Origin of the sequence: Devosia marina (assembly GCF_009758415.1) — a bacterium.
Classification (GTDB): Bacteria; Pseudomonadota; Alphaproteobacteria; order Rhizobiales; family Devosiaceae; genus Devosia; species Devosia marina.
This window is the reverse complement of the sequence record NZ_WQRF01000001.1, coordinates 363,924-378,622: the sequence shown is the minus strand read 5'-3', so window position 1 is coordinate 378,622 and position 14,699 is coordinate 363,924. Positions and strand designations below refer to the sequence as shown.

Genomic DNA, 14,699 nt, shown 5'->3' with positions numbered 1-14,699 from the left:
CGGAACTGGAACACGACGCGCAAGCTGGCGGAACGCTCGATCGCGCGGGGGAAAGAGTAAGCGTGGCCAAGAACCGATCCCAATTCATCTGCCAGTCCTGTGGGGCCGTCTCCAGCCGTTGGCAGGGGCGCTGCGACGCCTGCGGCGAGTGGAACACCATTGTCGAGGAACTGGTGGATTCCGGGGTTGGCGCGGGTCCGAAATCGGCCAAGGCCAGCGGCCGCCCGGCCAATCTGGTGCCGCTTTCAGGCGAAACCGAAAGCGCGGCGCGCGTGGTCACCGGTTTTGCCGAGCTGGACCGGGTGACCGGGGGAGGCTTCGTCAAGGGATCGGCCCTCCTGGTTGGCGGTGATCCGGGCATTGGCAAGTCCACCCTGTTGCTGCAATCGGCAGCGGCTCTGGCCCAGAAGGGCAAGCGCGTCATTTATGTCTCGGGCGAAGAAGCGGTCGCACAGGTCCGGCTGCGGGCGCAGCGATTGGGGCTGGGCGAAGCCGGGGTGCTGCTGGCCGCCGAAACCAATGTCGAAATCATTCTTGCCACCCTCGAAAGCGGGCCGCCGCCGGACCTGGTCATCATCGATTCCATCCAGACCCTGTGGACCGACCGCGTTGATTCGGCTCCTGGCACAGTCACCCAGGTGCGCACCTCTGCCCAGGCCCTGACACGCTTTGCCAAGAAGAGCGGCGCCGCCGTGGTGCTGGTGGGCCACGTCACCAAGGACGGGCAGATTGCCGGACCGCGTGTGGTCGAGCACATGGTCGATGCAGTGCTCTATTTCGAGGGCGACAGCAGCCACACCTTCCGCATCCTGCGCGGGGTGAAGAACCGTTACGGCGCCACCGACGAGATCGGCGTCTTCGCCATGACCGAGCTTGGCCTTGAACAGGTGGCTAACCCTTCCGCCCTGTTCCTGGATCAGCGCGACAAGGACGCGGCCGGGTCCGCGGTCTTTGCCGGCATGGAGGGGACCCGTCCAATCCTCATCGAAATCCAGGCGCTGGTTGCCCCCTCCCCGCTCGGCACGCCGCGCCGCGCCGTGGTGGGCTGGGACAGTTCGCGCCTCTCCATGGTGCTGGCTGTGCTCGAAACGCGCTGCGGGGTCCGGATCGGCGCCAATGACATCTATCTCAATGTCGCCGGCGGGCTGAAGATCAACGAGCCGGCGGCCGATCTGGCCGTGGCTGCGGCCCTGATCTCCTCGCTCACCGGCGCGTCACTGCCCGCCGATGCTGTCTATTTCGGGGAAATCTCGCTGGCCGGCGGGGTGCGGCCCGTGGTGCATGGAGCGCTACGCCTGCGCGAGGCCGAGAAGCTGGGCTTTGGCTCGGTCGTTACCGGCAAGCTGGGCAAGGCGGATCGCAATAGCGGCCTTGAGGTCACTGAATATGCGCAATTGAGCGACATGGTCAGCCGCATTGCTGCGCGCGGCAAGCGCCAGATGCCGGAACCGGAGCCAGAGGGCTGGTAAACAAATGGTTTCCGGGGAGATTATGAGGACGCGGCACCGCTAGGCTTGGCAGGGCGCATCAAAGCCGTTAAAGGTCCAGCAAAAGCCGGGGCGGCAAGACAACAGGGCAAAGACATATGCTGACTGCGTTCGACGTTGGTGTGGGTGTGCTGGTGCTGATTTCAGCGATCCTGGCCACGGCACGGGGGCTCACCCGCGAAGTCCTGTCATTGGCGACCTGGGCCGGCTCGGCCGCCATCGCCGTTTACATGTGGCAGTACCATCCCGATATTGCCCGGCAATATATCGCAGAACCCGTGGTAGCCGACATTGCCACGGTGGTCGTGACGTTCATCGTTGCGCTGATCGTACTGCATCTGCTTACCATGCGCATTGCCGATTTCGTGGTGGATAGCCGTATCGGCCCGATCGACCGCACGCTTGGTTTCGTATTTGGCGTGCTGCGCGGCATTCTGATCGCCATCGTCATCACCATTTTTGGCATCTGGCTGCTCGGCACCAATCTGCCGGATTGGGCCAGCAACGCCCAGTCGCTGCCTTATCTGCGCGACATGGGCAACACGCTGATTTCCATGCTGCCCGAAGGTCTTGAGCAGCAGGTGACCGACATTCTCTCGGGTGGCGGCGCCAATCTGACCGAAGATCCGCAGGCGCCGGCTGCCCCGCTTGAGGGCGGCACGCCGGACCCCAGCATCGATGGCACCGTCGACCCGACCGACCCGGTGGTTGACCCGGCGCCCGAGGCTTGAGGCCAGACAAGTTTGGCGGGCAGCAGCGCACCCGCCTCAATCCTGCCGACCCCATCTGTCATTGATGGCCGGCAGGTAAATGCGCTATTTGCGAGCAGGCCCCAATTCGCATGGAGAACCCGGTGACCCATTGGAACGATGACGATTTCGATCTCAATGGAGACACGCTGCACGAAGAGTGTGGCGTGTTTGGCATTTTGGGGCACACCGATGCCTCGACCCTTACCGCCCTCGGTCTGCATGCCCTGCAGCATCGCGGTCAGGAAGCGGCCGGTATCGTTAGCTTCGATGGCCGCCAGTTCTATCAGGAAAAGCGCATGGGTCTGGTGGGCGACCACTACACCGACCCCGCTGTGCTGGCGAAACTGCCCGGCAATATCGCGATTGGCCACACGCGCTATTCAACCACGGGGGAAGTGGCGCTGCGCAATGTGCAGCCACTATTTGCCGAACTGGAAGCCGGTGGCATCGCCATCGCCCACAATGGCAATTTCACCAATGGGCTGACCCTGCGCCGGCAGATCATCGCCACCGGCGCCATCTGCCAGTCGACATCGGACAGTGAGGTGGTGCTGCACCTGATCGCCCGTTCGCGCCATTCCTCCACCGCCGACCGCTTTATCGACGCGATCCGGCAGATGGAGGGGGGCTATGCCATGCTGGCCATGTCCCGCACCAAGCTGATCGCTGCCCGCGACCCGGTCGGCATCCGGCCGCTGGTGATGGGCGATCTAGATGGCAAGCCGATCTTCTGTTCGGAAACCTGCGCGCTCGACATCGTCGGCGCCAAATATGTTCGCGATGTCGAGAATGGCGAAGTCATCATCTGCGAGATGCAGCCGGATGGTTCCATCAGCATCGAGGCGCGCAAGCCCGCCCATCAGGTCCCCGAGCGCCCCTGCCTGTTCGAATATGTCTATTTCGCCCGCCCCGACAGCATGGTTTCGGGCCGCAGTGTCTATACGGCGCGCAAGAACATGGGCAAGAACCTGGCCATTGAGGCCCCGGTCGAGGCCGATGTCGTGGTGCCGGTGCCTGATGGCGGCACGCCAGCCGCCATCGGATTTGCGCAGCAGAGCGGGATTCCGTTCGAGCTGGGCATTATCCGCAATCACTATGTGGGCCGCACCTTCATCGAGCCAACCCAGCAGATCCGAGCCTTTGGCGTGCGCCTCAAGCATTCTGCCAACCGGGCAGAGATTACCGGCAAGCGTGTGGTGCTGATCGATGATTCCATCGTACGCGGCACCACATCAGTCAAGATCGTGCAGATGATCCGCGAAGCAGGTGCGACGGAGGTGCATATCCGCGTCGCCAGCCCGATGATTTTCCATTCGGATTATTATGGCATCGACACGCCCGATCCGGACAAGCTGCTGGCCAACCAATATGCCGAGCTTGACGACATGTGCCGCTATATCGGGGCGGATTCACTGGCCTTCCTGTCCATTGACGGGCTCTATCAGGCCGTGGGCGGAGAAAAGCGCGACGCCAAGGCACCACAGTTCACCGATCATTATTTCACAGGTGACTATCCGACGCAGTTGACCGATCTGCATGGACGCACGATGAGCGATCCCAAGCAGATTTCGCTGCTCAAGGAAGCGGGTTGATGACTGACAAAACCGAACTGGCCGGCAAGGTCGTCCTGGTCACTGGCGCATCGCGCGGCATTGGCTATGCCGCCAGCATTGAAGCAGCACAGCGCGGCGCGCATGTGATTGCCGTGGCGCGGACCGTTGGCGGGCTGGAAGAATTGGACGACGCAATTCAGGCGGCCGGAGGCTCGACCACTCTGGTGCCGCTCGATCTGCGCGATGGTGACGCAATTGACCGGCTGGGCGCTGCGATCTTTGAGCGCTGGGGGCATCTGGATGGGTTGGTGGCGAATGCCGGCCAACTTGGCGTACTGAGCCCGGTGGCCCATATCAAGCCCGATGATTTCGACAAGGTGCTGGCAGTCAATGTGACGGCCAATTATCGCCTGTTGCGCTCGCTGGATGTGTTGCTGCGCCAGTCCGAGGCTGGACGCGCCGTCTTCGTCTCTTCCGGCTCCGCCCGCTCTGCTCGCCCATTCTGGGGCCTTTACGCAGCCAGCAAGGCGGCTCTTGACGCGCTGGTCAAGTCCTATGCGGGTGAGGTCGCGACCACCAAGGTGCGCGCCAATGTGTATTATCCGGGTATTGTGCGTACCGCGATGCGGGCCAAGGCCATGCCTGGTGAAGATCCCAATACGCTGCCGACCCCGGCGGAGGTGGCGCCGAGCCTGATCGACATGCTGAGCCCGTCGCTTGACGAAAATGGCCGGCTGTTCGATGTCGGCACTGGCGCCTTCGAAGACATCTGAACCATGCTGGCCTTGCGTTCCTACCGCCCTGACGATCTCGACGCGCTCTATGCGATCTGCCTGCAGACGGGCGACGCCAGCAAGGATGCAACCGAGCTGCATAGCGACCACAAGCTTGTGGGACATATCTACTCGGCGCCCTATGGGGTTCTGGAACCCGAGAACGTCTTCGTCGCCGAAGATGACGCGGGCGTTGCCGGCTATATCGTGGGCACTCATGACAGCAATCGCTTCACACAGCGGCTGGAGCAGGACTGGTGGCCAGCTCTGCGCGCCAGATATGCCGACCCTTCCGGCATGACCGAAGCTGACCGGGGACGCATCGCAGCCATCATGCAGCCGGAAAAGACGCCGGCGGACATCGTGGCGGGCTATCCCGCCCATATCCATATGAACCTGCTCTCGCGCCTGCGCGGACAGCGGGTGGGCACACGCCTTCTCGATATGTGGGTCACCCAGGCGAAAGCGGCTGGCGTAAGCGGCATTCACCTGGGCGCCAGCGCCAGCAATAGTGGCGGCATAGCCTTCTGGACCCGCAGCGGCTTTACGCCGCTTCGTGAGGAGCCGGGTGTAGTCTGGTTCGGTATGACGCTTTAGTCCACGTTCTGCGGCGCGGCCGGCGTCACCAGCACCTTGTCGATACGGTGTCCGTCCAAATCAAGCACCTCAAATCGCCAGCCATCCTGCTCGAATATCTCGCCGACAGCGGGCATGTGGTTGATCTGAGACAGTACAAATCCGGCCACGGTTTCATAGCGCGCATCCTTGGGCACGGGCACGTTGAAGCGCTCGGCAAAGTCATAGACAGGCATCCAGCCTGCAACCAGCCAGGAGCCGTCCTGGCGCTGGGTCAATGCAGGCTCGTCGCCTGGCTCCTCATTGTAAATGCCGGTGATGACCTCAAGAACATCGCCATAGGTGATGATCCCCTCAAAGTGCCCGTATTCATCGACAACAAGCGCCATCTGGGCGCGTTCCTTGCGCATGGCCTCGACCACATCAAGCGCATCGGAATGCTCCATCACGACCGGAACGGGCTTGACCAGGGCACGCAGGTCCGGCTGCTTCCCGGCAACCAGTGCCGGTAGCAGGTCGGACTGGGCCAGGACGCCTTGTATGCTGTCGGCATCCCCTTCCTGCACCAGCACCTTGGTGTGCGAGGTCTCGAGGATGATCTTGAGATTGTCCTCATAGCTGTCTTCGAGGTCGATCAGCACAACATCGAGTCGTGGGGTCATGATGCCGCGTGCCGAGCGGTCGGCCAGCTTCATCACGCCCGAAATCATGGAGTGTTCCTCATGCTCGAGGATACCGGCTGTAGTGGCCTCGGCGATGATGGTACGCACTTCTTCTTCGGTGACGGAATCCTCGGTCTGGTGTCCCTGCCCCAACAGGCGCAGGACGGCCTTGCCCGTCGCGTCCAGCAGCCAGACGACCGGCGTGCCAATGAGAGCCAGCAGCGCCATAGGCCGGGCCACGCGAGCCGCTACAGCTTCAGGGTTACGCAAGGCAATTTGCTTGGGCACCAGCTCCCCCAGGATCAGCGACCCATAGGTAATCAGTACGACCACGACGCCAACGCCTGCGATGTCGGCAAGATTGTCCGCCAGCCCGACATCCTTGAGCCAGGTGGTAAGGCGCAGGCCCAGCGTCGCACCGGAAAAGGCGCCCGAAAGGATACCGACCAGGGTAATGCCGATCTGGACGGATGAGAGAAACTTGCCGGGTTCTTCGGCCAGGCGCATGGCTGTGGCCGCGCCGATATTGCCCTGTTCGGCCAGGACCCTGAGCCGCGCGGGGCGGGCCGAGACCACCGCCAGCTCAGACATGGCCAATGCGCCGTTCACCAGGATCAGCACAACAACAATGAGAATTTCTGTAAACAAGAGAGTGCACTATTGGCACGCCGCGACCAATGGCGGGGTGCTCCGACGGGCGCATCATAGGGCAAGGCGCCGAGACGTAAACAGGGCTTGGTGTGTTATCAGATGCCCCGGGCTCAGATTTGGCTATTTCTTGTCCACGTAAGGATTCTTGCCGCCACGCAGCCAAAGGCGGATTGGCGTCCCCTTCATGTCGAAGGCCTCGCGCAATCCGTTCACGAGATAGCGCTGATAGGACGCGGGCACCGCGTCCGGGCGGGAAGAGAAGACGATGAAGCTGGGTGGTCGCGTCTTGGCCTGGGTCATGTAGCGCAGCTTAAGGCGTCTGCCGGAGACGGCCGGGGGCGGATGCCCCTCAATCATGCCTGCCAGCCAGCGATTGAGGCGCGAGGTGGACACGTGCGCATTCCAGTTCCGCTCGATCTCGAAAATGGCATCCATCAGCCGATCGATATTCTTGCCGGTCAGCCCCGACAGGGTCACAAGTGGAACGCCGCGCAGTTGCGGCAATAGCCGTTCGCATTCCTCGCGCAGGAATTTGAGCGTTTCGTTCTTGTCCTCAATCAAGTCCCATTTGTTGAGCGCAATGACCATCGCCCGGCCCTCACGCTCGACCAGGTCGGCCAGGGCCAGATCCTGCTTTTCGAATGGCACGGTGGCATCGAGCATGAGCACGACGACTTCGGCATATTGGATGGAACGCAGACTATCGCCCACAGCCAGCTTTTCCAGCTTGCCGGTGACACGGGACCGGCGACGGATACCGGCGGTGTCCACCAGGTTGACGATGCGGCCTTCCCATTCCCAGGGCACCAGGATGCTGTCGCGGGTAATGCCAGCTTCGGGGCCAACCAGCACGCGATCCTCGCCCACCATGCGATTGACCAGGGTGGACTTGCCCGCATTGGGGCGCCCGACAATGGCCACATTGAGATAGCGGCGCGGGTTCCAACGCAAGGTCGCGTCATCCCCCTCCCCTTCGAGCATGTCGGGGGTGATGTCGACATCGACTTCCGGCAGGAAATCGAGATCGTCTGCGACTTCTTCGCCAAGGGCCGCAGCAGCCGCCTTTTGCTCCTCGGCCTTGTCGATGGCCGCCGAAACGATGGAATAGAGCTCAGACAGGCCCAGGCCGTGTTCTGCCGACAAGGGAATGGGTTCACCAAAACCAAGCTTGAAGGCTTCGACAAGGCCGGCTTCGGCGGCGCTGCTTTCGGCCTTGTTGCCAACGAGATGCACGTGTTTTCCGGCCTTGCGCAGCACCTGGGCAAAGCGCTGGTCGAGCGGCACGACGCCGGCCCGGGCATCGATCATGAACAATATGATATCGGCTTCGCGGATGGCCAGTTCGGTCTGCTGGCGCATGCGATCCTCAAGGCTGCCATCCTTGACGTCTTCATAGCCGGCGGTGTCGAGCACTTTGAAATGCAGGTCCGCAATGCGCCCATCGGCCTCTCGCCGGTCGCGCGTCACGCCCGGCGTGTCGTCGACCAGCGCGATCTTGCGACCGACCAGCCGATTGAACAGGGTGGATTTGCCGACATTTGGACGGCCGACAATGGCAAGTGTGACCGTCATGGCGGTTCCCCTGAAATGCGGACTATTCGGCCGCGGCTTCGGCAGCGGGCTCGCCGTCGATCGCTGCGCCATCGGCGTCGTTCGCGGCCGGCTCCGGCGCGGGCTCAGCCACCACGCCTTCGGACAACATCTGCGCCAGATAATAGGCCATGCGATTGCGGATGCCGCTCTGTGCCAGCGGATCGTTCAGCACGGTTTCAAAACTCTCTTCGGCCGCAGCGAATTCGCCCGCCTTATACTGTGCCAGGCCGAGCAGTTCTCCGGCAACGCGGCGCATCTGGCTGTCCTCGGTCGCAAGCGTGCCGATGCGCGCCTCGACATCGGCCAGCGAGCCGCTGTCGACCAGAAGGTTGGCGGCCAGCAACAGGGCCAGTTCGCGCAGGCGGGGGTTGGACTGAGTATTGGCCAGGCTGTCATAGGCCGCAACCGCACCAGCCGTGTCTCCCTGTTCGGCCAGCAGGGCGGCCTTGCGGAACTCGGCCAGAACCGGATAGCCGCCCGAACCACCGGCGGCCAGAGCATCGAGCTGGCTTATCGCCTCATCGATATTGCCGGCTTCAGCCGCGTCATAGGCTGCATAGAGTTCTTCGGAGGCCGCGGCCGATTGGCTGCTGGTGTACCAGGACCAGCCCTCATTGATCGCCACCAGAGCGACGATGGCAACGGCGCCACCGATGACAAACGGCGCAAAGCGGCGCCACAGCGCCCGCATGCGATCGGTGCGCAGTTCCTCGTCGATTTCACGGAAAATGTTCTCGTTGGACATGGTCAGCCTAAGGCAAGAAAGAATTTGAGGGCGAGCATTATCACGCGCCCCCCGGAATGCAAACCGGCTCGCCAAGGCGAGCCGGGTGGAATGGCACTGTGCTCGTTAAGGCCTATGGCCGGTCACCGATGCCCGCCGAGCATAGCTCTCCGGGCGTAGCCCCCTAAAATCAGTCCACTGGACTGATTTTGCGGCGCTTTGCACCGCCGGTGGCTACTCCCACTCAATCGTGCCGGGCGGCTTGGATGTCACGTCGTAGACCACCCGGTTGATGCCCCGAACTTCGTTGATGATGCGCGTGGCCGTCTTGCCCAGGAAATTCATGTCGAACTGGTAGAAATCGGCGGTCATACCATCGACTGAGGTGACGGCACGCAGCGCACAGACGAACTCATAGGTGCGGCCGTCGCCCATGACGCCGACCGTCTGCACCGGCAGGAGCACCGCAAAGGCCTGCCAGATCTTGTCGTATTGGCCGGACTTGCGGATCTCGTCGAGATAGATGGCGTCGGCCTGGCGCAGGATGTCGAGCTTTTCAGGCGTGATGCCGCCGGGACAACGGATAGCGAGGCCCGGCCCCGGGAATGGGTGGCGACCGATGAAACTCTCTGGAATGCCCAGTTCGCGACCCAGCGCGCGCACTTCATCCTTGAACAGTTCGCGCAACGGTTCGACAAGCTGCATGTTCATGCGCTCGGGCAGACCACCCACATTGTGGTGAGACTTGATCGTGACCGATGGGCCACCACTGAAGGACACGGATTCGATGACGTCGGGGTAAAGCGTGCCCTGCGCCAGGAAATCGGCGCCGCCGAGCTTCTTTGCCTCTTCCTCGAACACCTCGATGAAAAGGCGGCCGATGATCTTGCGCTTGGTCTCGGGGTCCGACTGACCTTCCAGCTCGCCGATGAAGAGTTTTTCGGCATCGACATGGACGAGCGGGATATTGAACTGATCGCGGAACATGGTGACGACCTGTTCGCTCTCATTCAGCCGCATCAGGCCGTGATCGACATAGATACAAGTGAGCTGATCGCCGATGGCCTCGTGAATCAGCACGGCGGCCACCGAAGAATCGACACCGCCAGACAGACCGCAAATCACTTTGCCGGTGCCCACCTGTTCCCGAATCTTTTCGACCATCTTCTCGCGGTAAGCCGCCATGGTCCAATTGCTTTCGATGCCACAGATGTTGTGCACGAAATTGGCGTAGAGCCGGGCCCCATCGGGCGTATGGACCACCTCGGGGTGGAACTGCACGGCCCAGATCCGGCGCTCCTCATTGGCAATCATGGCGAAGGGCGCGTTGGGCGAGGTGCCCACCACCTCAAAGCCTTCAGGTAGCTCGACCACCCGATCGCCGTGGCTCATCCAGACCTGATGATCGGAGCCGAGTACCCACACACCTTCGGAAAGGCTGTTGTTCTTGTGGACGGTCAGGTCAGCGCGGCCGAACTCGCGATGATGGCCGGCTTCGACCCTGCCACCCAGCGCCATGCAGAGCGCCTGCTGGCCGTAGCAGATGCCCAGGATCGGCACGCCGGCGTCGAGAATGACCGGGTCGATGGTGGGCGCATTCTCGTCCAGCGTCGAGGCAGGGCTGCCCGAGAGCACGACGCCCCTGGGATTGAGCTCTGCCATGGCAGCGCCGGCGGACTGAAAGGGATGAATTTCGCAGTAAACACCTGTTTCGCGAATACGGCGGGCGATCAACTGGGTGACCTGCGAGCCGAAGTCGACGATCAGGATGGTGTCGTTGCGGGTGGCGGTGTCTGGGTGCTGCATGGCGAGGCTTTAGCCTCGCCACACGAATTCCGCAAGGTTACGAGCCATGCAAAAACGCAAGGCTCCCCGTAGCCCTATGCGTTAAGGACCGCGATTGAGAGATTGAGGTAGGTCGCAAAGCTCACCCAGGCCAGATAGGGCACAAACAGCCATGCGGCCAGTTGATCCCGTTTGCGGGCGATGACAATGAACCCGACAATGACAAGCCAAAGCGCAACGATGATAGCCAGCGCCAGCCAGGGCATGTTCGCGCCGAACCAGGTTGGCGACCAAGCCCAATTGAGCAGCATCTGCACACCCCAAAGTGTCATGGCCGTGGATTTGGGTTGATCCATCCAGATGCGCCAGCCTGCCACGGCGATCATGACGTATAGCGTGAACCAGACCGGCCCGAAAACCCAGTTGGGTGGGTTGAGTGGTGGTTTGACGAGTTCTTCAAACCACGGACCCGGCGCCGTTTGGCTGCCGATAAACCCACCAACACCCACGACGAGAGCGAGGAAGATCGCCAAGGTGATCCAAGATTGCGGACTGCGATATTCGCTGGTGGCTGCAGACATGTTGCTCTCCCGTCGGACTTCGTTTGAGAAGAACGTTGAATAACGTGTCGTGGTTCAACCTTGAACCCGCGTGGCCCACTGGTCAATCAAGCGCCGGCTGCCCCCCCAGGCCAAGCGGGAAGCTTACGCCATCTTGCGCAGCAGATGGCAGTAAAAGCCATCGGTATTTGTACGTTGGGGTGTCAGGCAGATGCCACCGCCCGGGGTAGCCAGGCCCTCGGGAAGGTCGGTGATCAGGGTCTGGCGCCACGCGATGGTCATGTCCTGGGTTGCAAAGCCGGCATTGGCCGCCAGAAACGCGCTGATTTGATCGTCGTTCTCCTCGGGCAGAATGGAACAGGTGATATAGACCAGCGTGCCGCCCGGCTTGAGGTAGCGCGAGGCCTCCACCAATAGGGCCGCCTGTTCGGACTGGCGCTGGGCCAGCAGTTCCGGCGTCAGCTTCCATTTGGTATCCGGACGGCGACGCCAGGTGCCCGTGCCGGTGCAGGGCGCATCGACAACCACCCGGTCCATCTTGCCGACCAGATCATCCAGCGCGCCATCCTGCGGCGCACGGACCTGGGCATTGCGCACCGTGTTGCGCTTGAGGCGGTCATAAATCGGCGCGAGCCGCGAACGGTCGGCGTCATAGGCAAAGATCTGGCCCTTATTGCCCATTGCGGCGGCCAGGGCCAATGTCTTGCCCCCTGCCCCGGCGCAGAGGTCGAGCACCTGTTCGCCCTCGCGGGCACCAGAGAGGATGGCTACGATCTGACTGCCCTGGTCCTGCACCTCGAACCAGCCCTTCTGGTATCCCTCGTCAGTTGTGACATTGGGCGTGCGAGCGTCGCGCGGGCCGGCCGGAATGGTGATACCGAACGGCGCGATCGTGGTGGGCTGAGGTGAAAACCGCGCCAGCGACTTCATCACCTTTTCGGGCGATGCCTTGAGCGCATTGGTGCGCAGATCCAGTGAGGGACGCCCGGTCATTGCCGCGCCTTCTGCGATCCAGTCATCCCCGAACGCACGCTCGAGCGAGGGGACCAGCCATTCGGGCACATCGGCGCGCGCAGCCGCCGGCGCACTGGAAATATCCGCCGTCGCTCCCGCAATCTCATCTGTCGTCAGCGCCTCGGGGGCATGGCTATCGCCCTCGAAGGCCGCAGCAAGGCTGTCCGGCGTTTCACCCCAATCGCGCATGGCCACAGCCAGCACGAGGGCACGCGGGCTGTCCGTGCCCATCGCGGCTGCGTGGGAGGCGCGGCGGCGCAGGGCGTCATAGACAAGATTGCCGATGGCGGCGCGATCTCCGGCCCCCGCGAAGCGATTGTTGATGCCCCAGGCCTTTAGCGCCTCGGAAACGGGTCGGTGCCGCGTTTCGACGTCGGACAGAACTTCAATGGCGGCGGCAAGTCGGCCGGGGAGGCGCATGGATCAAACACTCGGGGCAAGCAAAAGGCGAAGGACCAGCCATAGCCAGAACAGGGCCAGGACGGCAAGACCGGCAACATAAGCGGTAAATCGCCGATAGACCCGGTTGGTGGTGACATGAATGGCGGCGTGTACGTAGCGCAGGAAGACGAATAACCAAGCCAGGCCGACGGTGAACCAATCGAGCAGGCCAAAGAGGAGAGCGGTCAGCGCGCCGACGAAGAACAGCAGGGGCAGCTGAAACTGATTGTCGAAGCTATTGGAAAGCAGCCGCGCCTTGAGCGGATAGGCGTCTTTTTCAACGGCAATGTCAGCCACCCGGATTTCGCCCCGCACGACGCGTGGCACACGCTCCCGTCCCATCCATACCAGCAGGCCCAGCGTCAAGAGGACCTGGGCAGCCATGGCGAGGGCGAGCATTTTGTCGAGAAGGGGCATGTCTTGAGGCTCCGCCAGAGAGTCGGTTTTTCTCAGTAACGTCTTGTTGCTGAATCAGTTTTCCGGCGAGCCGTGCGGCGCCGCCGGGCGCGCCGGCAACGCCAGGGTGTCTTAGCGCCCGCTGCGGTAGTTGGGCGCTTCGCGGGTAATGGTGACGTCGTGCACATGGCTTTCGCTCAAGGCTGCGCCGGAAATCTTCACGAAGACCGAGTTCTCGCGGAAGTCCTTGAGATTGTGCGCCCCGGTATAGCCCATGGACGCCCGAAGGCCACCGGCAAGCTGGTGCAGCACGGCGTTGACCGGGCCCTTGTAGGGCACCTGGCCTTCTATGCCTTCAGGGACAAGCTTCATCTGGTCGCGCACGTCCTGCTGGAAATAGCGATCGGCAGAGCCGGCGCCCATGGCGCCGACCGAGCCCATGCCGCGATAGGATTTGTAGGAGCGGCCCTGATAGAGGAACACTTCGCCCGGCGCCTCGTCGGTGCCCGCAAGGAGCGAGCCGACCATGACGCAGGACGCGCCACCGGCGAGAGCCTTGGCCAGGTCGCCGGAGAACTTGATGCCGCCATCGGCGATGACCGGCACGCCCGATTTACCCGCCTCTTCGGCACAGCCCATGACTGCGGCCAGTTGCGGCACGCCGACACCAGCCACGATGCGGGTGGTGCAGATCGAGCCGGGACCGATGCCCACCTTGATGGCATCGGCGCCGGCATCGATCAGGGCGCGCGCAGCTTCCGGAGTAGCAACATTGCCCGCCACGATACGGGTGGAATTGCTCTCGCGCTTGACGCGCTCGACGGCCTCGGCGACGCGTACCGAATGGCCGTGCGCCGTGTCGATGACCAGAAGATCGACGCCCGCATCGATCAGTTGCAACGAACGATCAAAGCCGGCGTCACCCACGGTCGAGGCGGCGGCGACGCGGAGGCGCCCCTGCTCGTCCTTTACGGCATTGGGGTGAAGCTGGGCCTTTTCGATGTCCTTGACGGTAATCAGGCCGACGCAACGGAAGTCGGCATCCACCACCAGCAGCTTTTCGATGCGGTGGCGATGCAGCAGCACCTTGGCTTCGTCCTTGGACACGCCATCGCCGACGGTGATGAGATTGTCCCTGGTCATCAGCTCGGCAATGGGCTGATTGGGATTGGAGGCGAAGCGCACATCGCGATTGGTGAGGATACCGACCAGCCTGCCGATGGCCCGGCCACCCTTGCCGCCATTTTCGACGACTGGAATGCCCGAAATCCGGCTTTGCTGCATCAGCGCAAGGGCGTCGGCCAGGGTCGCCTCGGGACCGATGGTGATGGGGTTGACCACCATGCCGCTTTCAAAGCTCTTGACCATCCGGACCTGCTCGGCCTGCTGCTCGGCGGTCAGGTTCTTGTGAATGACGCCCATGCCGCCGGCCTGCGCCATGGCAATGGCCATATTGGCTTCGGTGACCGTGTCCATGGCCGACGACAGGATCGGCAGCTTGAGCGCTATGTCCTTGGTGACATAGGTGGAGATGTCGGTCTCGGTGGGCAGAATGTCCGAACGCGCTGGCTGCAGCAGCACATCGTCGAAAGTGAGCGCCGATTCGCCGGTGATGGTGGTAATAATCTTCGCCAAGGCCAGACCCTTCCTGCCTTCTGATGAAATCCAGAACTGTTGGAATGTGAACCGGCGATTGAATGTGCGCGGGTTCAGGTTGGCGAGGGTCAATAGC

The 14,699-nt window shown here is 62.4% G+C and carries 13 protein-coding genes; 5 read left to right on the top strand and 8 right to left on the bottom strand.

Annotated elements, in window-relative coordinates:
- Positions 1-62 precede the first annotated feature (62 nt).
- From radA to GO014_RS01685, 5 genes are all read left to right on the top strand, one after another.
- A complete protein-coding gene (gene radA, locus GO014_RS01705) occupies positions 63-1,469 on the top strand; it encodes a DNA repair protein RadA (RefSeq protein WP_104891326.1) in 1,407 nt (468 codons plus the stop codon).
- Between the two features lie 116 nt (positions 1,470-1,585).
- Positions 1,586-2,218 (top strand): CvpA family protein, encoded by a 633-nt coding sequence (locus tag GO014_RS01700; protein WP_116590642.1) that lies wholly within the window; start codon positions 1,586-1,588, stop codon positions 2,216-2,218.
- Between the two features lie 110 nt (positions 2,219-2,328).
- Positions 2,329-3,831: an amidophosphoribosyltransferase gene (gene purF / locus GO014_RS01695; protein ID WP_157288874.1), complete on the top strand. Its 1,503-nt coding sequence runs from the start codon at positions 2,329-2,331 to the stop codon at positions 3,829-3,831.
- Entirely contained in the window at positions 3,831-4,565 is a 735-nt protein-coding gene (locus GO014_RS01690; RefSeq protein WP_116590640.1) for an SDR family NAD(P)-dependent oxidoreductase, read from the top strand. The genes purF and GO014_RS01690 overlap by 1 nt, the downstream gene beginning before the upstream one ends.
- A gap of 3 nt (positions 4,566-4,568) precedes the next feature.
- A complete protein-coding gene (locus GO014_RS01685) occupies positions 4,569-5,162 on the top strand; it encodes a GNAT family N-acetyltransferase (RefSeq protein WP_116590639.1) in 594 nt (197 codons plus the stop codon).
- Here GO014_RS01685 and GO014_RS01680 read toward each other — a convergent pair.
- The 8 genes from GO014_RS01680 to guaB form a co-directional block, all read right to left on the bottom strand.
- A complete protein-coding gene (locus GO014_RS01680) occupies positions 5,159-6,451 on the bottom strand; it encodes a hemolysin family protein (protein ID WP_157288873.1) in 1,293 nt (430 codons plus the stop codon). The genes GO014_RS01685 and GO014_RS01680 overlap by 4 nt on opposite strands.
- Before the next feature lie 123 nt (positions 6,452-6,574).
- A complete protein-coding gene (gene der, locus GO014_RS01675; RefSeq protein WP_157288872.1) occupies positions 6,575-8,026 on the bottom strand; it encodes a ribosome biogenesis GTPase Der in 1,452 nt (483 codons plus the stop codon).
- A gap of 22 nt (positions 8,027-8,048) precedes the next feature.
- Positions 8,049-8,792 carry a tetratricopeptide repeat protein gene (locus tag GO014_RS01670; RefSeq protein ID WP_157288871.1) on the bottom strand — a complete coding sequence of 248 codons (744 nt, stop codon included), beginning with the start codon at positions 8,790-8,792 and terminating at the stop codon, positions 8,049-8,051.
- Positions 8,793-9,005: 213 nt separating this feature from the next.
- The gene (guaA, locus tag GO014_RS01665; RefSeq protein WP_157288870.1) at positions 9,006-10,577 is read right to left on the bottom strand and encodes a glutamine-hydrolyzing GMP synthase; all 1,572 of its coding nucleotides are present in this window, start codon (positions 10,575-10,577) and stop codon (positions 9,006-9,008) included.
- 74 nt (positions 10,578-10,651) lie between these two features.
- Positions 10,652-11,137 carry a TspO/MBR family protein gene (locus GO014_RS01660; RefSeq protein WP_157288869.1) on the bottom strand — a complete coding sequence of 162 codons (486 nt, stop codon included), beginning with the start codon at positions 11,135-11,137 and terminating at the stop codon, positions 10,652-10,654.
- A 123-nt stretch (positions 11,138-11,260) separates the two neighbouring features.
- Complete coding sequence (locus tag GO014_RS01655; RefSeq protein WP_157288868.1) at positions 11,261-12,550, bottom strand: RsmB/NOP family class I SAM-dependent RNA methyltransferase; 1,290 nt, start codon at positions 12,548-12,550, stop codon at positions 11,261-11,263.
- A 3-nt stretch (positions 12,551-12,553) separates the two neighbouring features.
- Positions 12,554-12,988: an MAPEG family protein gene (locus tag GO014_RS01650; RefSeq protein ID WP_157288867.1), complete on the bottom strand. Its 435-nt coding sequence runs from the start codon at positions 12,986-12,988 to the stop codon at positions 12,554-12,556.
- A 111-nt stretch (positions 12,989-13,099) separates the two neighbouring features.
- Complete coding sequence (guaB, locus tag GO014_RS01645; protein ID WP_116590754.1) at positions 13,100-14,602, bottom strand: IMP dehydrogenase; 1,503 nt, start codon at positions 14,600-14,602, stop codon at positions 13,100-13,102.
- Positions 14,603-14,699 lie beyond the last annotated feature (97 nt).